Source organism: Roseovarius sp. SCSIO 43702 (genome assembly GCF_019599045.1).
Taxonomy (GTDB): Bacteria; Pseudomonadota; Alphaproteobacteria; order Rhodobacterales; family Rhodobacteraceae; genus Roseovarius.
The window spans coordinates 2,106,772-2,127,656 of record NZ_CP080623.1 but is presented as its reverse complement, the minus strand read 5'-3'; the positions used below and the strand labels follow the sequence as shown (position 1 = coordinate 2,127,656).

The following is a 20,885-nucleotide window of genomic DNA, read 5'->3' as shown; positions in this document are numbered from 1 at the left end:
GGGCTTTTGCTCAGAGCGCGTAGCAGATGACGTCCGTCCCATCAACGCCATGGGCCCGCAGGTAGATGCGCCGGTTCGGCAACAGTCGTGCCATCAGCAGGGGCAGTCGCCACAATTCTTCGGGGGCGTGGTAAACGCTGACGGCCAGCTTGGGGTTATTGTCCGTCACATGCGCCGCCGACCCGTTGAGCGCGTCCCACTCGGCACCTTCGATATCGAATTTTGCATAGATTGGCTGCCCTGCAGGCATCACGTCGGCCAGCCTCTTTACCGGCATCGAGGTAGCGCCGCCTGTTTCGAAGGACGCGCTCATGTCAGCTGTGGCATTGAAGGACAAAATATCCGCCCTCGCGCCAAGCCCACAATTAAGCGCAGTTACGCGGTGGCCGAGACTCTGATCCTTGATGCTCTGTTCCAACCGCGCAAGGTTCTGCGGGTCCGGCTCGATACAGACCGCATGACCGAAAAGACCTCCGGTATGGTCCAGAAAGTGTTTCAACGTGTCGCCGTCATACGCGCCTGCGTCGATAAAAACCACATCCGGGTCCAGACTGATATCAAGGTCCTTCGGGAAGTATATATCGTCCAGTCTTGGAGTGGGAAGCCGGGTGAAGTCGAGGGACATGCGCCAAGCGACCTGCATGGCAAACGTATCGCGCGAGATATCGTCGGCCCAGAGCGCATCGCATTCCAGAATACTGTCTTTTTCGTGCAGGACATTCTCGGGTGCCATTACATTGCACAGACCCGAAAATTCCTCGGGAAAGAGCCAGCTCAACAGCATGAAACTCTCGGCCTCCAGCCCGGTCTCTGCCAGAAGGGCCTGTGCCTGCACGAAAGTCAGCTTGGGATTGAGAACCGTCACCAGCACGGTCACGTCGGGTTCGAGCGCTTCCGCGGCCTGCTGCCGGCCAAGGATCCGCAGCCCGTCAATTGTGGTGCCCTGCTTGGCGGGCGTGTCGTCGATGAACGCAACCGGCTCGACACCGGCGCGACGCAGGCGTTTCAAGACCTCGCGCCCGGTGTTGCCCGCCCCGAAGAGGGCGATTTTGTCCATGTCTGGCAGCGCCGCGTCAAGCCTGCGAGCGCGTCGCTCCCGGGCCTCGTCCGGTGTTTCGGACAGGATGGCCTTCAGATCGGTCTCCATCGCTCGCGACAAGGTCACTATTGGCGTCCCTCGGCCGCCCGGGCTGCTTCGATCTTGCCTTCACGCCATTCCTTGACGCTCTTTGGGATTTCGTATTCGAACCCAAGGTAGTCTCGCACCTTCGGATCCTCGACTTCGACTCCTCGCTGCTCGAATATCTCCTTGAAATTGTACTGCTGGCGAAGCATTGGCGGCGTGATGATGTGATTCACTGCGCGCCGAACCCCGTTCGAGCTGTTCTTGCCCGTGCGATGGTACAGCATGGCGTCGAAAAAAATGATCGTCCCAGGCGGACATTCAACGACCTTCTGGTGGTTACGCACAAATTCGTCCGACGGAAACGTCTCAAAGAGATGCGTCACTGGCAGCACATAGGTTCCACCGGTCACTTCATCGAACGGATCAACTGCCAGCAAAGCGCTCAGGGCCAGCGGCCGCGAAGACGTGTAGTGCTGGTAGTTCAGGTCACGATGCCAAGTGAATTGGTAGTGGTCGCGCCCTGGCTGGTTCAGAATGCCATTGTGAGACATCAAAACGTAATACTGCCTCAGGAACGCGGCAGCGACGTCCATGATGACAGGCAATGTGGCAATTTTCAGCATAAGCGGATCATAGGCGCAGACCGCGCGCGCGATGTTTGCATCCTTCATGAGACGCAAATTATCCTCGCCACCGACCTCTTCAGCCTGTTGGTAATAGACCTGATCCAGTACGTCCCGGGCCTGGGCAAGTTCACTGTCGCCAAGTCCGCTCTGCGCAAGCGCATATCCGTTGATCCGCAACTCTTCGATACATCTTTCAATATCGCCGGAAGTCGTATTCTTCTCCGCCACACCGTGCGTAAGCACATTGGTGTCAAGACCAGTCGGATACATACTGTTGCCCCCTTGTTTTGCCATGTTTCAAGGAAATAATAACTGGTGTAATGTAGCGAACAAGCTTTGAGACGGCTTGGACAATATCACAACCACACTTGGCAATCGCAAGTCTAAAGTCCGGCCCGCAAAATCGACATTGATGATCGTGTCGAATGTGGTTCGCTGATATTTCGAGATCTACTCATTTTCCGAAGTCAGCATCGAATTGGTTACATGGGACGATGTCGGTGGTCGCATCTGTGCGAAGTCGGGAATAGCTTGAATTCGGCCTTTGGTCCCAACGGCTTCAAAAGATCACGCCACCTGCGCCCGAGGCGGTGACCCTCTTGTCCGGGATGGCCGCGCCGTGCATGCTCCGAAGGGCCATTGCCACGATATCTCGCATCACTTTTCTTTCGGAAGTAAGCGGTGGCTGAGCCACACGTTGCTCGCCCCGGCGCGGACTGCGAGGTGATACCCATCTTATGATGGGAGTGCGTTTCGCAATGGATGCTCAGACTGCGTTTCTCAGATCGCTCGGGGTTGAGATTTTCGAGAGCGGGCACCGGCGATGGCCGGAGGCCGTGAAGGCACAGGCCGTCGCGGAGACGCTGGAACCGGGGGCAACGGTGAACGCCGTAGCCGGGCGTTACGGAGTGAAGCCGAACCAGCTTTCTGCGTGGCGATGCCTGGCCAAGCAGGGCAAGCTGGTCCTGCCCGCCGCGGAGACGGCGACTGCACCGACGACCTTCGCGCCGCTGGTTTTGTGCGACCCGGAACCGCCGCAAGCGCCGGAGCCCTCCCGGCAACCAGATGACAAGCTGCGGCTGATCTTCGGTGACGTGGCGATCGAACTCGCCGCCGATACCTCGGCGGTGCGGATTGCCGAAATCGTGCGTTCGCTCGGGGTGTCATCGTGATGATGCCGTCCCATACCGTCCGTATCCTGGTGGCGACCGAGCCGGTGGACTTCAGGAAGGGTCACGACGGGCTCGCCGCGCTGGTGCAATCGGTCCTGGAGGAGGGCCCGTTCACCGGCACCGTGTTTTTGTTCCGGGCGAAGAGCGCCGACAGGCTGAAGATCCTGTTCTGGGATGGGAGCGGATTGGTGATGGCCTACAAACGGCTCGAGGAGACCACCTTCACCTGGCCGCCGATCCGGAGTGGCGTGATGATGCTGAACCGGGCGCAGTTCGAGGCGCTGTTTGCCGGGTTGGGCTGGCGCAAGGTGAAGGCGCTGGAGACCCGCCGTCCGGCTGCGGCAGAATGAATCAGGCGCATGAAAGGACGCGCATCCGACACCGGTTCGGGCTATCCTTGCGCCATGCCCGCCGCATCGATCATCGACCTATCCGCCATCCCCGAGGCGCAGCGCGAAGCTGTCGCTGCGGTGCTGCGCGAGCGGGATGTGCTGAAGGAGGCCAACAAGCGCCTCGAGCATCTGGTCGCCGAGCTCAACCACGCGGTTCACGGCAAGCGGTCGGAGAAGCTCGGCGAAGATGGCCGGCAGCTGACCTTTGAGGACCTTGAGGTCGCGATCGCCGAGACCGAGGAGAAGCAGGAGGCGCAGGCGCCTTCTGAGCGCCGGCCCCGGCGTGCGGCCCGGCGCAACCGGGGCAACCTGCCCAAGGATCTGCCACGCATCGAGCGCGTGATCACGCCGGACAATATGCAATGCCCCCTGTGGCTGCGGTGAGATGCACAAGATCGGCGAAGATCGCATCGAGCGGCTGGATATCGTGCCCGCGCATCTGCGGGTGATCGTCACCGTTCGCCCCAAATACGCCTGTCGCGCCTGCACCGACGGTGTGATCCAGGCGCCGGCCCCGGCGCATCTCATCGAGGGCGGCCTGCCGACCGAGGGCGCCATCGCGCATGTGCTGGTGAGCAAATACGCCGATCATCTGCCATTGTATCGACAGAGCCGGATCCTCGCCCGGTCCGGGATCGACATCCACCGCAGCACGTTGGCCGACTGGGTCGGCACCGCCGCCTTCCATCTCGGCCCCGTGGTCGACCGACTGGGCGAACATCTGAAGACATCAACCAAGCTGTTCATGGACGAGACCACCGCCCCGGTGCTGGACCCGGGACGCGGCAGGACCAAGACCGGCTATCTGTGGGCGCTGGCCCGCGATGATCGAGCCTGGGGCGGGGATGATCCTCCGGGCGTGGTCTTCTTCTATGCGCCGGGCCGCGCGGGAGAGAATGCGGAGAAGTTCCTGCGGGGCTTTGACGGCATCCTGCAACTCGATGGCTACCAAGGTTACAACCGCCTGACGCGCCGCGCCCGCAAGGGTGGCGATCCGGTCCGCGTGGCGCATTGCTGGGCGCACGTGCGGCGCAAGCTGAAGGAGGTGTTCGACCGCGACGGCTCCCAGATCGCCGCCGAGGGGCTGCGCCGGATTGCCGAGTTCTACAAGGTCGAGGCGGACATCCGCGGCGCGGCTCCGGGACAGCGCCTCTCGGCCCGCCAAGTGCGCACCGCACCCCTCGTGGCCGAGTTCGGTGAGTGGCTGCAACACCAGCGCCTGCGCATCTCCGCCAAGTCGCGTTTGGGAGAGAAGCTCGCCTACATCCACCGTCACTGGGAGGGTTTGCAGACCTTCCTGCAGGATGGGCGGGTCGAGATCGACTCCAACGGCGTCGAGAACCTGATCCGGCCCATTGCTCTGAACAGAAAGAACGCATTGTTCGCCGGACATGACGAAGGTGGACGTGCCTGGGGCCGCATTGCGTCGCTCATCGAGACCGCAAAGATCAACGGCGTCGAGCCCTTCGCCTATCTCAAGGCCACCTTCGAAGCCATCGCCGCCGGTCATCCGCAAAGCAGGATCGACAAACTCCTGCCATGGAACTTCTCGCCGTCAAGCTGAACCCGCGTGGGCCGCAGCCGCCGCTTACAGATTTTGGGAGGTCCCTGACGCAATTTCTCCGCCATTTGACGCAGAAATTCCGCCGAATGACGAGATTCCTCCGCGAAATGACGCAAGAATTCCGCCAGGTGACGAGATTCCTCCGCGTGTTTCTGGGTGTGAAAAAGATTTGTTGCAAGGGATCGATAGGTTAATCACTGATGACGCTGAGCGACATGGCGAGTCCGACCGGCATCACCGACCGCGTCCTGCTGCGCGCCATCCACATCGTGTCCTGAGCCGAGTGCAAGAGCGACGCCCTACGTCTCGTCGTCTTCAACGGCCTGCTGTTGGCCGCTCACCGGGACCCCTTCTTGGTCAGCTTTGATGCCGACGGGCCGCCGATTGCCGCGCCCCGGTTGGCGGACGCAGGCGCGCCGGAGCTCGGTCTTGCGTCGGCGCCGACGCTGATTTTGGCCGCCGATCATGCCGGCCCTTTGGCCTGGCATCGCGCGCACGTGCTGACGCAGGGAAAAAGTACTCTGGGCCAGGCACATGTGCCAAATTCACAAGGCGACTCGGGCACTGGCAGTTATAGTCCGCCGTTTCCGCTGAACCGCATTTGCCGGTTCTGCAGCGCCTCATTTGATCTGTCCACAAGGCGCATCCTGTCGGCTCGATGTCGGCTCACCAAATCACGATAAGTTGTGAAAAGATAATGATTTACGTAAAAGATGTCGGCGATCATTCCTGTGTTGAAATCGATTGGTGCACTTCCTGCCCGCGCGGATGGCGGAATTGATTAAATGCGCCACATCATCTCCTCTTGGGTGGACTCACCGCCGAGAGCATGAAGGCACTTACCCACTTCAGGAAGCCCGGTTGCGACAAGGCCTTCCAGATGCCTGCCTTGACAACCCTTTTGTAAGAGCTCGCCGGGCCTGCCGCTCCACTGCGCCTTACTTGCGCTCATTGGAGCAGCCGCGTGTGTTCGGGAAAACCCGACGACTAAAGATGCCATTGCTGGAGATCAGTCAAGCAAAACCCGAAATGCAAAAAATCGTTTCGTATTGCCGAAGCTCGGCCAATCTCACTTCCAGCGAACGTAACCGCCGGATTTTTCCGGCCAGAGGAGAAACAATAGTAATGCCGACCGCCGCCTCGCGCGCCCTCAATGTGAGGCGCACGATCCAGCGGCCTGCCAACCACCGACCTCCGACTTTCCTGACCCCGGGACGAACCCCGGAAATTCGCATCAATCAGGAGGTATCATGTATCACGAAAATCTCTTCAACGGCAGTGTTCCTGTACTGTCGAGCGGCGAATTCGAGCTGCGGAAATTCCTCGCCACGAATTCGGAGGCGCTCGGCCATGCCGCGGCTCTCCTCGCTGGTCGCCGCGGCGCGTGGCTCATCAGCGGGATCCTCGACGGGCTTGGCCAGCCGGGCCGGCTGACGCGCCGCATGCGATCCCTGCTTCTCCAGCTGCGCGATGTGCTCTTTCTCGAGCATGTGCTCGATGAATCTTGGGAAGATGCCGGATGCTTCGCGCTTCTCGAACCCGAGGACCCCGCTGTTCCCGAAATATGCCTTCTCGCCGATGGCCTGGAGGACGCCCTGCGCAAGGCCGGTGTGGTCCGAACAGAGCCGCATTGGGCTGTATAAGACGCAACTCGCACTGCCGCCAGCATTCAGCGGCGGTGCGAAAACCATGCGGCGTGAGAATTTCTGGACCATGCCAAATTTTTTCTTCGCCGTGCCGAAATCTGGCCAATGTCATTTTCAACAGCAAACCAGGAGAGGCCATCACCCACACGATTTTCCCAACGCATGCTGAAAACTTGACGCCGACAGATCAGGCAAATCCACCCACCCACCGGCATGCAGAGGAGTAAACCATGCTCAACCCCGACCACCTCGCCCTCAACCTCGCCCCCCAATGCGGCATTGCGGCCGCAGGGCAGCATTTGCGCGAACATGGGCGCAGCCTGTGCCATCTGCTCGAGGAGATCGACGATCCTCTTGCGATCGATGCGCTCTGCGATCTGCACAACGAGTTCGAAAAGCCCGTTCCGCAACCCACCGTCATCGAAGCCGCACTGCGCGATATCGAGCGGGTTCTGGCCGGGCAGACACCTTCGTCGCTCGACCGCATTGGCCGCGAGCGGAATTTCTATGCTTCCGATGCGACCCGCTGGCATGGCGCCCGCATGAGTGAACTCCTTGTCGGATTTACAAGGGCAGGCTGACAGCGCTTACAGGCTGCGCCCGTGTGCCGGGCGCGGCTATCCAAGCACGCATCGCGCGCATGATGCGGCGCCCAGAATTCCAACCCGCGGTTCGTAAGGAACATGCTGCTGCTACAGCCGCGTACCGCCCCCGAAAAACCCGAGAAAAAGGAGGAATCGGGTGCTTGAAGCTGACGCGTTCCCGCGTTCCAGCAAGAAAAGAAAGGAGATGGAGATGGTGCAAGTCGACGCGACACTCATTTCTTCTCACCCTCAGCACGCAGCCGCAGATCTCGACTCTGTTCGGGAATTCCTGGAGGTTCACGGTTCGGCATTGGCCGACTTCGCCTACATACTCGGAGGTGGCTCGGCCAGCCGTTCGGTGTTTTGCCTCATCGATGCCGTGCGGACGGCCAGATGCCTCACGCGTCTGCATGTCAGGGAACTTGAGCGCTTGCTTGAGTTGGTGTTCCTCGACGACCTTCCTGACTCGAGGAGCGCTGAGGCAGCGCTGGCAAAGTTTTTTCCTCCCAGCTGGCGAATTAGGCGCGAGGTCTGTTTCGTGGCCGACGAACTCGATGCTCTCTTGCTGGAAATTCCAGAACACTATTTCACCGACCATATGGACGACCTCTAAATCAAGGTTGATCAGTTGTAAGGAATTTCCCTGGTCCCCCGCTTACCGACCGGCATGCGCATGGGTCTTCCATTCGGTGCACTGTGTAACGCGGGTTCCAGGCGCTCCTTGCGGCGTAGCCACCAACGGCAAACTCGCCCGGTCATCGCCGAGGACTGGATGTCCGCAGTGCAGGAGTCCTTGGGCGAATGCTTGATGGGCCAAGACCTGTCGGCTCGATGTCGGCTCCAATCTTCAAATAAAATAATGATATAACAAAGGCTTATTAAAAATATGTCGGTGATCATTTCCGCGGGGAAATCGATGGATGCACGTCTTGTCTACAACGAAAGGCAGAAGTGACCATGAACACCACAGGAAAGAACCCGACCTCTGCGGACCACGTCCTCCTCAGCGAACTGACCGTCAAGACCAGGAAGGGAACCCGCCGCCTCACCAGGTCCGAACGCGAGGCGCTCATCCAGATGCTGGCCATCAAGGCGGCACCGGAGGAATTCGATATCCGGAGCCTGATTCCTAAAGGCAGTTTTCTGGAGCGCATCGTGCGTCATTTTGAGGATACGGACATCTCGTATGCCCTGCCGATCATGCATGTCGTCATGATCGCCGCGTCCTTTCTGACGCAGAACGGGGCCTGCCTCGAGGTTCCAGGGGTCGGACGCGTTCTGCCGACTCTGTGGACAATCGGCCTTGCAGGCTCCGGTTCTTCCAAGACGCTCGCCTCCGAGGAAATCGACCGCATTGTCTCGCGGGGCGATGCCCCGTCCCTGAACCGTCTCGCGACCGGGTGCACTGATGCCCAGTGGATCGTGGAACTGCATGACAACAATGGCGCGTTCTGGTTCCAGGATGAAGTCGGAAAGACCTTCAAAAGCATTCTCACGGAAGGAAACTACCGCCGCATCAAGCCCTGGTGCCTTGACGTCTATTCGCACAAGCCCATCGCTAACCGGCTCAAGAGCGAGAGGAACAAGCTCGTCATCGAGCGGCCATATTTCACGTTTCATGGCCTGACGGTTGTCGATACCTGGCGCTCCGATATCGATATCACGAGCATGCTCGATGGGTTCTGCCAGAGGTTCGGCTATTACGTGGCCGTTCCACGCGACGACGCCGACCTCTTCGATCACTTCCTCTACTTCGAAGGAGAGCGCGTGGAGCTGCGCCGAAACGCGCTTTCTGATACCTGGGAGGCTCTCTGTGCGCAGGACGGCGCCTGCGATCCCTACACCCTGAATGACGAGGTCCTACCCTTTCTCAGGGCATGGTGGGGCAGCCTGCGCAAATCTTGGGGCCAGAGCGCGCTTCCGGCATCGTTCATCCGGAGGATCGGATTCGCCGTGTTGCGTTACCTGATGATATTGCATTTCCTGCTCGGCAAGTCGCGTCGGCCGATCGACGTGGAAACAGCCGATCTCGCCACTCGCTTCGCGGAATATCACTTCGTCAGCGCCCTCAATATCGTTCAGCAATACGACCAGCCGAACACATCTCGGATCCAGATCATTTCCGACGCCAGTACTCGCGTGTCGGAAGCGGGCAAGGCCGTGACAGGCCGGGAGGTCAGCCGGGCTCTCAGCAAGCAGCAGCGGGCGCAGTTCGATAAAGGCGAGATCGCCGAGATCCTCTCGGTGCTGAACCAGATCGAGGAAATGCCGGGGCTGTTCGATGCGGCGAGCGATGCGCGGGAGAAAACCTCGGCTATCCAGGCGCGCCGGGACGAGATACAGGCGCGGCTCCTGCTGAACGAACGCAAGCGCAATGAGCGCCGCCTACGCGAATTGCGTCGTGGTCAGGGCGATATGCCAGCGACCAGCCGTGATCTGGAAGCCGACAATGGTCTGGAGGGCAACGTGGTCCAGTTCCATCTGCCCATGACAGGCACGGAGTGACCCGTCAGGCGTACGCCCCACCAGTCAGCAGTATCTCGACGCTGCGGCAGAAAATTTCTGTTGCGGCGTTTGGGTTCGCCGTCCCTGTTTGCCTATTTCCGTTCATGCCGAGCAAGGAGAAGGCGGAAATGGCAAGGAAAATATATACGACAGAGGAGCTTGCAGCGCGATTCAGGTGCACGCCGCGCTGTATCAGTGACTGGATCAGGAAGGGCTGCCCGACCGGAGAAGGACGGGTGAAATTACCCGCCCGAAAGCTGGGGCGGCGCTGGTTCGCGACGGAGGAGGACGTCGTTCTCTTCGAGCATCGATCCCGGCCTTCTGACGATGGAAGGCCGGATCTCGAGCTCGATGACGAGTGATGGTCGCAGTTTCACCAGAGGAATGAACATGACCCTTCGCGATGAACTTCAGGCCCATTTGAAAGAAACCGGCGAGAGCATGCGCGCCCTTTCGCTGCGGGCAGGGCTGAATCAGAAAAACGTATCCGATATTCTTTCGATCGAAGGCCTGAAGCCGCGGCACAAGACTCTGGTCGCGCTCTCGAAGGCGACTGGTCGAGACCTCGTGCGTGCTGCGGTCGGTTCGTCAGCTTTGTCCTTTGGCGCACTGGTCGAGAAATTGGAAGGGGCTGGCCAGAAAACCCTTGCAAGCCGGGTCCGCTGGATCATGCGCAAGGCGAACTGGTATACAAATCGGCCGGTCTGCCGACACGACGTCATCGAGTTCTTCGCGCACCACAACGCGGCCAGTCTCGGGCTCTCGAAGGGAAGCCGTTCTACCTACAAGTCTGATATCCTCGCCGCCATCGACCAACATGGCGTTCGCAATCGCCCGCACGGTGTCACCGATATCGGCGGCATCTGGGCCGAGGCCTACGAGGCCGCGAAGGAGTCCGATATCCCGGCGGATTGCCGACTGAAAGCCGGGCCATTCTTCGTCTATCTGTTTGATCGCGGGATCTTGCCCGGCCAGATCACGACCGCGATACTGGCGGACTACTACGCGCATCGGCTCGAGACCGGGGTCGTGACGGAAACAAAATGCCGCAAGCATGTCGGCAACGTGGTCACGCTTCTTCGTCATCTCGAAAGCCACCCGTGCACCTCACATTTCGGGTTCAAGGCCATGGCGTCGCCATTCTCGGATCGTCGCGACAAGTTCGGTGTCGACACCGGCCTCTTCGAGGCTTTGCTGACCGAGTTCGACACCCGAGTGGCCCCTTGGGCGGTTGGAGAGATCTCCCGCGACGGAGTGACCTACGAAGCCTTCTTGGAAGCACTGGACCGGGAGGAGCAGCAGGACACGGATTCGCTTTCTGAGTTGAAGGCCCAGCTTCAGAAGAGCATGGCCGAGAAATCGAAGCTGCCCGGACAATCCACCAATGCGGAGCGCGTGGAGCGCCGAGAGTCGAAGATGCGGGAATACGGTTTTCTGACCACGGATCACCGCTGGTCCGAGGATACCATCGCGACCCGTCGCGGCTACACTGTCTCGTTGGCGAAGGCCTTGGCAGCATCACACGACATCATCGCCCCCGACATGCGTGCTCTCACGGATTACCAGGTCCTGGAGGCGGCGGCTGCCGCCCTCTTCGAAGCCAACGGGGGGCGGAAGGACACCGGCTATCTCGTTTCCGTGCTCAAGGCGATGAAGAAGATCGCCGTCGGCTACGCCGCCGCCTCGGAGCAGGATGTCGATGACATCAGAGCCCTGATCCGGTTCTATGAAACTGGCCGCCGAGGCATAGCTCCGAAGAACAAGAAGAAACTGCGGGAATTCACCGAAGCCCGCATCCAGTCGACGATCGACCTGTCCGGGACCGTGATGACAGGGATCAACGCCGAGATCGATCGGCGGCGGAAGGCGGCCAGGAAGAAGACGGGACGCCTGCCGGATCGCCTCGCCGCAATCGACCTCGACTTGGCCCGCGATATCGCGGCTGTGCTGGCGCATGACATCCTGCTCACGCGCGCGCCGCGCAGCGCGAATGTCATCGAAGCGCGGCTCGACTGGATTGCGTTCCAGGACGGAAAGGCGGTTCTTTCCATCCCGGCACCGGAGGTGAAGGGGCGGAAAGCGGGCGACCCGGATTACGTCGTTCGGCTGGGCGGACGCGCCAGCAGGCTGATGCAGAATTATATCGAGAAGATCCGCCCAAAACTCGTCCACCCTGACGACAAGGAAAATCCACACCTGTTTCCGCGTCAGGAGGGCGGCACGTTCGAGATCGACGCGCCTTATCGCGGGATCCTGAAACGTGTGACACGCCTGCTTCATCAGCATGTCGGGGTGCAGATCAATCCACATCTCTACCGGCATCTTATCGGATGGATTTGGCTCAAGGAAAGCATGGACAATCTGCCGCGTGTCCAGCGCCTGCTCGGCCACAAAAGCCTGCAGACAACGGTCGAATACTATGCCGAGCTCGATGAGACTCTCGTCATGGATGGCTGGCAGGCTTATCTCGAAACCAAGACGAAAACGGCCGCGTGAGCGGCCGTTCAGCGATCCCTCAAATTCCTGGACATGACATGATGAACGATCATCTTGCGCTCTTGCGCGAGCTTCGCGATGCATCGCCCTTGGACGCTGCTCCATCGCGCGAGGCGTTGACCGACCATCTGGCCGCGCGGGTCGACGAGGTCGGTGCCGCGGCCTTTGCGGAATTCGCCCATCTTCAACGGGTGGCGGCCGAGGCCCTGGGCACCGAGAAGACTGCGCATTTCGCGCGCGTGCTCAGGGAGGCACGGGTCTCGGTCAAGGCGCCCGACCGATGCCCCTGGGAGACGGCGGCACAGATGATCGCGTCTCTGCCAGCCCAATGGCAGGAGCCGCTCGCCGATCAGATCGCCGTCTCCAGGAAGGGACAGGCGGTTCTCGGAAAAACGATCTGGAGTGTCGATTACACAAAATCGGTCCTATCCGCACTCGATCGCTGGGTCACCTACTGTGCCGCAAAGGGTCTGCCTCTGCTTCCCAAGGCATCGGCGTTTCACCGATATGCCTGCCACCTCGTCCAGGCGACGTCCGATCGACAGCCGACGACCACAGGCACGGCCGGGAACTACCTCCAGAGGATCCTGGCCGGGCTGGCCGTTGCGGCAGGTGGGCATTTCCATTCGGAGGCCTGCGGCTTCGTGGCTGCGGACTGGCGGGAGCGGGCAAGGGCGCAGGGGGCCGTGACAAAGACTGGCAGCCAGCTGGTGGGGGCGAGTGCACTCTACCGGTTCGGCTTCCGCATGATGGCCGAGGCGCATTCACGGCCCGTCCGCGGTATCCGGGCGGCAACCACTTTTCGCAACGGTCTCATCCTCGCCGTGGGGGCCGCGCTCCCGGAGCGCGCCCGCGCGCTGACATGGCTCGAATTCGACCGGACGCTGACGTTGATCGACCGCACGCATCTCCTTGTGAACCTGCCTGGCGAAGCCCTGAAATATCCGGAAGCCCGCAAAACCCAGGAAAGCTATGCCGTGATCTTCGAGAACCCGGGGCTTGCGGAGGCCCTGCATGCTTATCGCGCGGATTTCCGACCTCTCTTCGACGATGGGCTCCACCTCTTCCCATCGGTCCACGGGAAGCGCGGCGCCGTCACTGCGAAGCAGATTGGCCGGTTGACAGGCGACCTGACCGAGAAGGAGTTCGGCGTGCGCATTCCAATCCACCGGTTTCGCGACAATGTCGCCACGGAAGCCTCGGAACATCTGACCGGCGGTGCCTATGCTGCGAAGACGCTTCTTCGGCACGTCGACGAGGCCATTACGCTCCGGCATTATGATCATGCGGAAGGACATAGATCCGCCGGCGAATTCGAGGACTTCATCGAGAGGCGGCGCACGAACTCGGCGGAGCTGATCCTCTGATCCCGTTCTGCCGGCTGCCGCCGATTTCCTTGTTTTCCCTTGTTTCCGTCGCGTGTTGAGCACGGGGCACCATCACCCGCACGGGATGGAATGGCCCCGCTATCAACATTTTCCGTGGGCTGCTTCAACTTCCGTCAATCACTTTCGGATTGTTCTACAGGCTTCAATTCTGGCGAGGCGCGCCGAGATCGAAAGAAGCATCAAACGAGCGCGATGCCCGGCTCATCGGCGCGAGAGCCCGTCATCGCGCTCGGACAAATCCAAGCGACCGCCTGCCTTCACCAACGGGCTCTGATAATGCATGGCGATCAAATCACCCAGTGTCTTTGCAATCCGCGTGGCCTTCGCGAGATGCTGCAAGTTCGGGAGCATCGACGTGCCGCCGAGAGCATCGATCAGGGGTATAGCAAGAAAAGCCCGAGCTTCATTCCGGGCCTTTGCAATGCCGCTGATTACTGAAACGGGCCAACAATGTCAGGAAGATCCTCGCCTGCCTTGGCCAACGCATCGTAAACCGCCGCGCGCAGGTTGTCGTCGAGGAATGGAACTTGCGTCTCGCGCGCCACGTGACCCAGGGCCACCCGCGCGACATCTACCGGGCAGCCCATTTCAAGGAGCCGACGATGCAAGGCCTTCCGGAAATCATTAAAATGCAGGGCCGAGGCTTTGATCCCATGCGCCGCGCAGTAGCGGACGAAATGCCTGCGGAACCGCGCCATGTCAGCCCTGGGCCGATGCTCCGATAACTCCGGGAACAGCACCACCTCCCTCTGTTTCCGGCGCAGTTCGAACAGGTCGATGAGGCCAAGATCCTGCAGTCTCCGGGCTACGGGAGCCTCCCGACGAAAACCGGCTGTCTTCGCATCCCGATCAATGGAGGCAATGCAGATGACCGGTATGCCGTCACGATACTGCAGATCGGCGGGCGCGAGATGGACAGCTTCGCCGAGGCGCAAACCGCCGAGCCGCATCAGGAGCGGCACCCAGAACAGCGGATCGCCAGCCTCCCCGATGATGCCACGGAAGATCGGCAAGGACAGGTAGACATCGACCTCATGCAGATCGCGCGCCCGGTTCCCTGGCTGATCCTGCCGCCGGAGGTGAGCCTCCGCCGTTAGCGACCAGCTGCAGAGATCGAAGGGGTTGTCTACTGCGAGACCCAGATCAATCAGGAGATCGCCGACCTGGCGCGCCGTTCGACCGATTCTCATAAAGGTCGCGGCGCTGATGGGCGCTTGGGCAGACGGGTCTTGATCCATTCGGCCGTTTTCATCGGCGGCATCACCTCCGCCTTGGTGTTTTCCATGATATTTCGGCAGGTTCCGAATTTCCTGCAGCGCGCGGGCGACATCGGCCCGCTCGATGCCGAAGAACAACGGATTTCCCAAGACCCGCTGCCAGACGCGCTTGGCACTGGCCGTACTTGCAGAACTGTGTTGACGCCAGGACTGCCCACGGGCCACATCGAGCCGGTGATTGCCAGGACGATATCCCTGCGCCTTCAGCTCGATGTAGAGGTCGAAGGCGGCCTCGAGGCAGATCTGCCGCTCTCCGGCGAGAACCGCTCTTGATTGGATCGAAAGATCCCCGGCTTCGTGAAGGGATCGGGGCGTACGCCGCGAGGAAGCCACCAGGAGTGATGCGAAGGCGGTGCGAGGTGCGAAGATATCGTGCATTTCCTGCGTCTCTTTGAGATATGAATGGCCCCCCTATGCACCGAATTTCTTGGCGTGAGTTGACATAGATCAGCCTTTGCAAAGAAAGAGTCCGCAAATTGATCACGCGTGCGTGAACAGGACGTGTTGAGAGAGCGCCAAGGCGCTCCCCTGCAATTCGCGGAATAGCGCGGTGCACTTGCGCGCAGGGAATGCAATGAGCGATCAGCGGGCAACGCTGCTGAGATCGATAACATTGCCGCGCTGTCTTGCGCGCTTCGTGTCAGCGAACGGGCGGGCAATCATCGAAACATCGAGTTCGACATCGCAGATACGCTCCAGGAGCTTCTGCATCTGCACGCCCTGATCATAGTCGCGAGCTCCCGTGTCGGGCGCCTCATGGCCCATCAGGATGCACCGGAAGGCGTCGGACTTGTCCTGGTTCATCAGGTCCGAATTAAACGACGTGCGCATGGCATGCAGATCAAGGCCCTGCCAGTAGCAATTGTTGGTCTGACGATAATAGGTGAACTTCTTGGAGAAATTCTCGGAGTAGCGCCCCTTGGTTTTGCCGCGCGTCAGGTCGGGGAAAAGGCGATGTTTGCCCTGCTTCCGGCGAAGTTCGGCGAGCTTCAGGAGGCCGAGCTCGATCAGGATCGGATGAACCGGAATGCGGCGCTGGGATTCTTCGGTCTTCACCCGGTTGCCGTCGATGCATTTCACGTCGAGGTAGTGGATACCGCGCACGGAGCCGAAGTCGTCCGGTCCGAGCTGGCAGGCCTCTTCTTCGCGCAACCCCATCAGGCGCGCGATGAGCGGGATCCAGTAGAGCGGCGCTCCGGGGTCCGCGAAAGGTCCCTGGAAGGCTGGCGAGCGCAGAAAGGTGTAGATCCGGTCATCCCAATAGGTCCGCTTGCGTTTCTCCTCCATCTTCTGCCAACGTTTCTTGTCGGCGTTGGAGACGGCACAGATCGCGAAGGGGTTGCTGTCGATCAGTTGCAGATCAAAGAGCATGCGGCCGACCGAATTGATGAAGCGATGATGCTTTGCGCGGGTTTCGGAGCGCAGACGCGGGATGCGTGCATCCAAAGCCGCCTTTTCCCGGTCCGCCTCGGTGATGCCTTTGCAGCCTTCGAGCGCCTTCAGGTTGTCCTTCTCCGCACGCTCTTCTTCGGCATCGATATCGTCCACGAGGACCGCGAAACCGTTCCTGGCAAGGAGCTTGTCCTTTCCCTTGGAATGCTTGTTCGGCAGCCGCGGCAGCAGCTTCATGGCATCCCGGATCGCCTCTTCCTCGACGCGCTCGAAGGCGACATCGCCGACGAATTCGACCCAGTAGGTTTCGGCGAAGCGGGCCTTGCTCGTGCTGTCCTTGATCCATCGCTGGCCGGCATCGGCGTCGGCCGTTTGTTTCTGGGAGAAATCTTCGCCGTAGCCGGCGGTCTTGAGCTCCTTCATGAGCCTGATTCCTTCGAGAAGCGTGATGCCGCGTGGCTTGGTGTGCAGAATCTCCTGCATTCCGGGCGAGAGATCCCTCAGGTCGATGTTCTTGAGGAGCGGCGGGCGCATTTTAATCCGGAACGCGGTGTCGTCATCGCGGGTCGCGGTGTTCCGGAGCACGCTCGCTGAGGCCGCCGCAGGCGGTTCCGGCGCTGCCGCCGGTGTGTCCACATTCGCGGCCGGGGCCGCGAAGGACCCGGCGGGCGCCTGGGCAGGAGCCGCCACCTCGATTTCGGCCGGCGCGGCGGCAGTCGCCGTGGCCGGCTCCGCCATGGGACTCGCGGTCGGCGCGCTGGCGGCCGGCACGGCAAGAGCGGGTGCCACAGCCTGCGCCGCGACTGCCGGCAGGGCGGCGGCCGGGGCGGCCGACCGGCTCGCCATCACCGACCGGAAGATCGGCGTCATCTCGTCGTAGGTTCCCACCTCGCGCTTTTCCCGTTCGCGCGACACGTCGAGCATCACACGCAGAGCCTCGAACGCGAGCGCGCGCCAGTCGGCGGTGCTCTCGTCCAGCGTCACGCCCATGCGATTGGCCATCTCACGCAGGGGATCAGTGACCGGGGACCGATCGCCGAGCGCCAGCGCGCGGCGCAGCATGTCCTGGTTCGCGCGCTCGGCCTCTGCCGCGAAATTGGCAGCCACCTCGGAGCGGGGATCAGCCATCGCCCGCGCGGCCTCGTGGGCGGCGATCTGGAACCGGGCCAGTTCGCTCAGCAGCGTGACATGTTGCGCACTCAAGTGATCCATCGGTCTCTCCGTCGTCAGCGCGAAGGCCGCGTCCGTGAGCGCCGTCAGGCGCGTGACGAGGATCTTCGCTTCGAAGAGGACCTCGGTTCGCAGGCTGAGACAGATGGCAGATTTCTGCCCAGGGTTCGATATCTCCCGGAACGCGCGCGGAAGCCGGCGGCGGAAAAAGAAGCCCGAGGGGCGTTTTTCGAGGTAGGGGGTATGTGCGACTCCGGCCATGGCAACTGCCTCCGAAACAGGTTTCAGGGCATCTTGGAATCGCGGCCGCGGATCGGGGCGCGGGGGTCGGCGTGCACGCATTTGTGCACCTGTTTGTGCACCAATTTGTGCACGTGCACGCGTGGCTCCGACTCCGGTCGGGGCATATCCAATGAAATCAGGGGCTTGCTGGGAATTTGGCTCCGGCGGTAGGGATCGAACCTACGACCAATTGATTAACAGTCGATATTTAGGGGGTATCGTGGCCTAAATATGTAAAACTATCGCTTGCCATATTTCCCATATTTTACTTGCGTATGCGCCATATGTTCGGCAATGTTTGCTTGCGTGGGGAACAGTAGAAAACACCGTTTCTGTTCCCCAGAATGTTCCCCAGAACCGATTGGGGAACAGATTTTGAGGGGGCGAACATGGCGAAGCTGACGGCAACCGGCGTTGAAAAGTGGAAGGCGACAGACAAGCGACAGGAGGTGCCGGATACCCTGATGACGGGGCTTTATCTGATCGTGCAGCCGAGCGGGCGGAAGGCCTGGCAGGTCCGCTATCGGTTCGGGGAAAAGCACCGGCGGATGACGCTGGGCAAATATCCCCTGCTATCGCTTGCGGAGGCCAGAGCGCGCGCCAGTGAAGCCCTGATCGCGGCGCAGGATGGTAAAGACCCGGCAGGCGAGAGAGAGGCCGAAAAGGCGGCGCGCGTCGAGGTTCAGCAATCGGGCCGCGACAAGATCAAGACCCTGGTGGAGCAATTCGGCAAGCGGCACCTGTCCACACTGAAATCCGGCGAAACCGTCAAGCGCGAGTTGAACCGGCATGTGGTCGCGGTTTGGGGCGAGCGGGACATTCACGACATTGCCAAGCGCGACGTGATCGACCTGCTGGACGGGATCGCGGATAGCGGGCGGGTTGTGACCGCAAACCGGGTTCGGGCCTATCTAAACAAGTTTCTAAGCTGGTGTGTGGAGCGCGATATAATCGACCAGTCGCCCGCAATGGGCGTGAAACCGGCGGCAAAGGAAAAGAGCCGCGACCGCGTGTTGTCGGATGATGAAATCCGGTGGTTCTGGGAAGCCTGCACAATCGAGGGCCAGCCGTGGGGGCATCTTGGCAAAATGCTGTTGCTGACCGGGCAACGGCTTGGCGAGGTTGTCAACATGACTGACCGCGAGGTGAGCGACGATCTGTGGCACTTGACCGCCGACCGCACGAAGAACGGGCGCGCGCATGACGTGCCGTTGTCAGGGGCCGCGCGGGACGTTCTGGGGGCCGTGGAGCGCCTCAAGAGCGATGCGGGCTACATCTTCACCACGAACGGCAGAAGCGCGCTACAGGGCTATCACAAGGGCCGGAATCACATTGCCGAACGCATGGCAGAGATTGCCAGCGACGAGGCGGGCGAGCCGGTGGAAATCCCGCACTGGACGTTTCACGATCTGCGCCGCACGGCGGCAACCGGCATGGCGCGGCTGGGCATTCCGGTGCGCGTCACCGAGGCCGTGCTGAACCATGTGAGCGGCACCGCAGGCGGGATCGTGTCGGTTTATCAGCGCCACGACTATGCCGACGAAAAGCGCGATGCGCTGGACGCATGGGCGCGCCTTGTCGGTGATCTGGTGGAAGGCACGGCGGATAACGTCGTGCGGATTGGCGAGGCGGCGCGATGAAGGAAAAGAAGCCTGATTGGGTTCTGCTGGTCGAATCCGTTGATGAACCGCTCGATATGCGAGCGCGGGCCGAACGTATTGCCGATGTTTTGGAAACTGGCGCGCCGTCCGAACTGTTCTTAAAAATGCTAGCGGCGTCAATTCGTCCAAGCGGAAAACCTGACAGGTTCAGGATGGAGTTGAGGAACAAATGCACCGGACGACCGAAGGGGCCGGATTGGGCGGTTGGCAGAGAAATGGTTCGTATTGTCGATGATGACAAAAAAACCGTCGATGAAGCGGTTTATCAGGTGCAGCGCAAATTTGGCGTGAAGGGCAACGGGAGAAGCAAATGCCTTGAATCGCTTAGGGCTTACCGAGAGCAAATGGAAGAACTGGAATGGTTTGAGGGAGTGCTAAAACGCCATGGTCCATAAAACGAATTAGTTTTTCGCACCCCTATTCTTTGGACCAGCGCCGAAAGATGTGACCAATAGATAGCCACGGTTCTAACACGAAAGGACGTGGCACCATGAACACCCAAACCGCAACCGCGACTGCGCGTCACGCCGGGGCGACCGACCCCGAACACGACCGCAACCCCCACCGCCGGATTCAGGCCGCAACCGTTCGCCAGATGTGCGGCGGTATCAGCGACATGACCTTGTGGCGCTGGCTTGACAATCCCGCCCTGGACTTCCCGCGCCCGATCTACATCGGACGCCGCCGCTACTGGCGCGAGGCCGAAATCATCGCATGGCTGGAAGCGCGCGAGGTGGCGGCATGAGCACCTATTCCGCACCGAACTTTCCGCGCAGCCTGCCGTGCGGCGGCACGCTGGACTACACCACCCATAAAGACGGCTTCGACCGCTCGATTATCTATGTGCATGTGAATCCGGCGGGAAAGGCCGGTTGGATCGCGCCGTGCGACAACTGGCTGGTCGCCAACATCTACGCCACCGGCCTTAGCAATGGCGAGGTGGCGGCATGACGTGGGAAAAGCAAATCGTTCGCCGCACGCTGGAAGGCGCAGGCGAATATCCCGGCGTTCAACTGCAATTCCTGTTGCAGCGCCTGGAGCACACCCCCGAGGCCGTGACCGCGATTGCCGACGCGATCCGCGACATGGGCGAGTGGTATCAGCAACACGCCGATGAACTGGACGCCGAAGCCCGCCGCCGCAACGGCGGGGCCGAGGTGATGAGCATCGCCCGGCAGGGGGAGGGCACGGCATGACCATCCGCCTTTCCGACCTGCCCGCTGAAGCCGTCGAGACGCTGAAACAGCTTTCGCGGCGCGACTTCGAGTTGCTTTCGATCGACGCCACCAACATGCGCGAGGTTGAGCAGATGGCCGATCTGCCGCGCGATCCGGTGGAGGCGGCGAAAGCGGCGAATGCGTGCCTGATCCGCAATGACGAGAGGATCGACATTGACGACGCCCAAGGCTTCGTTGCGTCCGTCCTGGAAGTCGCCTGCACCGCGCTGGCAAATCCCGACTTCGACAGCACCGACGCAATCCACCTGCACCGGATCATCCGGGCGGCGGTGAACGCGCAGCAGGCGAGCGAGAACAACATGCGCGAGGCGCGTCAACGCCTGCGCGCGATGTTGAACAAATAGAAACCCCCACCGAAAGCGACGG

General features: G+C 60.9%; 18 protein-coding genes and 1 pseudogene. 14 read left to right on the top strand and 5 right to left on the bottom strand.

Features of this window, described 5'->3' with window-relative positions; translation table 11 throughout:
• Positions 1–10: 10 nt before the first annotated feature.
• On the bottom strand, positions 11–1,147 hold the full coding sequence (locus tag K1T73_RS10480; RefSeq protein ID WP_220600658.1) for an FkbM family methyltransferase: 1,137 nt from the start codon (positions 1,145–1,147) through the stop codon (positions 11–13).
• Positions 1,148–1,164: 17 nt separating this feature from the next.
• Positions 1,165–2,022, bottom strand: a complete 858-nt coding sequence (locus K1T73_RS10475) for a phytanoyl-CoA dioxygenase family protein (RefSeq protein WP_220600657.1) — start codon at positions 2,020–2,022, stop codon at positions 1,165–1,167.
• A gap of 488 nt (positions 2,023–2,510) precedes the next feature.
• Between K1T73_RS10475 and tnpA the strand changes: the two genes are divergently transcribed.
• The 3 genes and pseudogenes from tnpA (at position 2,511) to tnpC (ending at position 4,880) form a co-directional block, all read left to right on the top strand.
• Positions 2,511–2,924: an IS66-like element accessory protein TnpA gene (tnpA, locus tag K1T73_RS18060; protein WP_409077701.1), complete on the top strand. Its 414-nt coding sequence runs from the start codon at positions 2,511–2,513 to the stop codon at positions 2,922–2,924.
• Complete coding sequence (tnpB, locus tag K1T73_RS10465) at positions 2,924–3,274, top strand: IS66 family insertion sequence element accessory protein TnpB (RefSeq protein ID WP_220600656.1); 351 nt, start codon at positions 2,924–2,926, stop codon at positions 3,272–3,274. The genes tnpA and tnpB overlap by 1 nt, the downstream gene beginning before the upstream one ends.
• 54 nt (positions 3,275–3,328) lie before the next feature.
• A pseudogene (gene tnpC, locus K1T73_RS10460) lies at positions 3,329–4,880 on the top strand (IS66 family transposase).
• Positions 4,881–6,118: 1,238 nt separating this feature from the next.
• On the opposite strand, the gene K1T73_RS10455 reads toward tnpC, so the two are convergent.
• Positions 6,119–6,595 (bottom strand): hypothetical protein, encoded by a 477-nt coding sequence (locus K1T73_RS10455; RefSeq protein WP_220600655.1) that lies wholly within the window; start codon positions 6,593–6,595, stop codon positions 6,119–6,121.
• A 161-nt stretch (positions 6,596–6,756) separates the two neighbouring features.
• On the opposite strand from K1T73_RS10455, the gene K1T73_RS10450 reads away from it, so the two are divergent.
• The 5 genes from K1T73_RS10450 to K1T73_RS10430 all read left to right on the top strand — a co-directional run bounded on the left by K1T73_RS10450 (position 6,757) and on the right by K1T73_RS10430 (position 13,478).
• The gene (locus tag K1T73_RS10450) at positions 6,757–7,107 is read left to right on the top strand and encodes a hypothetical protein (RefSeq protein WP_220600654.1); all 351 of its coding nucleotides are present in this window, start codon (positions 6,757–6,759) and stop codon (positions 7,105–7,107) included.
• A gap of 160 nt (positions 7,108–7,267) precedes the next feature.
• Entirely contained in the window at positions 7,268–7,723 is a 456-nt protein-coding gene (locus K1T73_RS10445) for a hypothetical protein (protein WP_220600653.1), read from the top strand.
• Between the two features lie 344 nt (positions 7,724–8,067).
• Positions 8,068–9,615: a DUF3987 domain-containing protein gene (locus tag K1T73_RS10440; RefSeq protein ID WP_220600652.1), complete on the top strand. Its 1,548-nt coding sequence runs from the start codon at positions 8,068–8,070 to the stop codon at positions 9,613–9,615.
• Between the two features lie 390 nt (positions 9,616–10,005).
• Complete coding sequence (locus K1T73_RS10435) at positions 10,006–12,111, top strand: tyrosine-type recombinase/integrase (RefSeq protein WP_220600651.1); 2,106 nt, start codon at positions 10,006–10,008, stop codon at positions 12,109–12,111.
• 38 nt (positions 12,112–12,149) lie between these two features.
• A complete protein-coding gene (locus tag K1T73_RS10430) occupies positions 12,150–13,478 on the top strand; it encodes a hypothetical protein (RefSeq protein WP_220600650.1) in 1,329 nt (442 codons plus the stop codon).
• A gap of 452 nt (positions 13,479–13,930) precedes the next feature.
• On the opposite strand, the gene K1T73_RS10425 is transcribed toward K1T73_RS10430, so the two are convergent.
• Both K1T73_RS10425 and K1T73_RS10420 read right to left on the bottom strand, forming a co-directional pair.
• Complete coding sequence (locus K1T73_RS10425; protein WP_220600649.1) at positions 13,931–15,154, bottom strand: tyrosine-type recombinase/integrase; 1,224 nt, start codon at positions 15,152–15,154, stop codon at positions 13,931–13,933.
• Positions 15,155–15,358: 204 nt separating this feature from the next.
• Entirely contained in the window at positions 15,359–17,599 is a 2,241-nt protein-coding gene (locus K1T73_RS10420; protein ID WP_220600648.1) for a DUF6538 domain-containing protein, read from the bottom strand.
• Positions 17,600–18,009: 410 nt separating this feature from the next.
• Here K1T73_RS10420 and K1T73_RS10415 point away from each other — a divergent pair, with 410 nt between their 5' ends.
• The 6 genes from K1T73_RS10415 to K1T73_RS10390 all read left to right on the top strand — a co-directional run bounded on the left by K1T73_RS10415 (position 18,010) and on the right by K1T73_RS10390 (position 20,863).
• On the top strand, positions 18,010–19,260 hold the full coding sequence (locus K1T73_RS10415; RefSeq protein ID WP_220600647.1) for a site-specific integrase: 1,251 nt from the start codon (positions 18,010–18,012) through the stop codon (positions 19,258–19,260).
• Entirely contained in the window at positions 19,257–19,676 is a 420-nt protein-coding gene (locus K1T73_RS10410; RefSeq protein WP_220600646.1) for a hypothetical protein, read from the top strand. Before K1T73_RS10415 ends, K1T73_RS10410 begins: the two co-directional genes overlap by 4 nt.
• A gap of 95 nt (positions 19,677–19,771) precedes the next feature.
• Positions 19,772–20,026, top strand: coding sequence for an AlpA family transcriptional regulator (locus K1T73_RS10405; protein WP_220600645.1), 255 nt, complete (start codon positions 19,772–19,774; stop codon positions 20,024–20,026).
• Positions 20,023–20,232, top strand: a complete 210-nt coding sequence (locus K1T73_RS10400; RefSeq protein ID WP_220600644.1) for a hypothetical protein — start codon at positions 20,023–20,025, stop codon at positions 20,230–20,232. The genes K1T73_RS10405 and K1T73_RS10400 overlap by 4 nt, the downstream gene beginning before the upstream one ends.
• Complete coding sequence (locus K1T73_RS10395; protein WP_220600643.1) at positions 20,229–20,477, top strand: hypothetical protein; 249 nt, start codon at positions 20,229–20,231, stop codon at positions 20,475–20,477. Before K1T73_RS10400 ends, K1T73_RS10395 begins: the two co-directional genes overlap by 4 nt.
• Positions 20,474–20,863: a hypothetical protein gene (locus tag K1T73_RS10390; RefSeq protein ID WP_220600642.1), complete on the top strand. Its 390-nt coding sequence runs from the start codon at positions 20,474–20,476 to the stop codon at positions 20,861–20,863. Before K1T73_RS10395 ends, K1T73_RS10390 begins: the two co-directional genes overlap by 4 nt.
• Positions 20,864–20,885 lie beyond the last annotated feature (22 nt).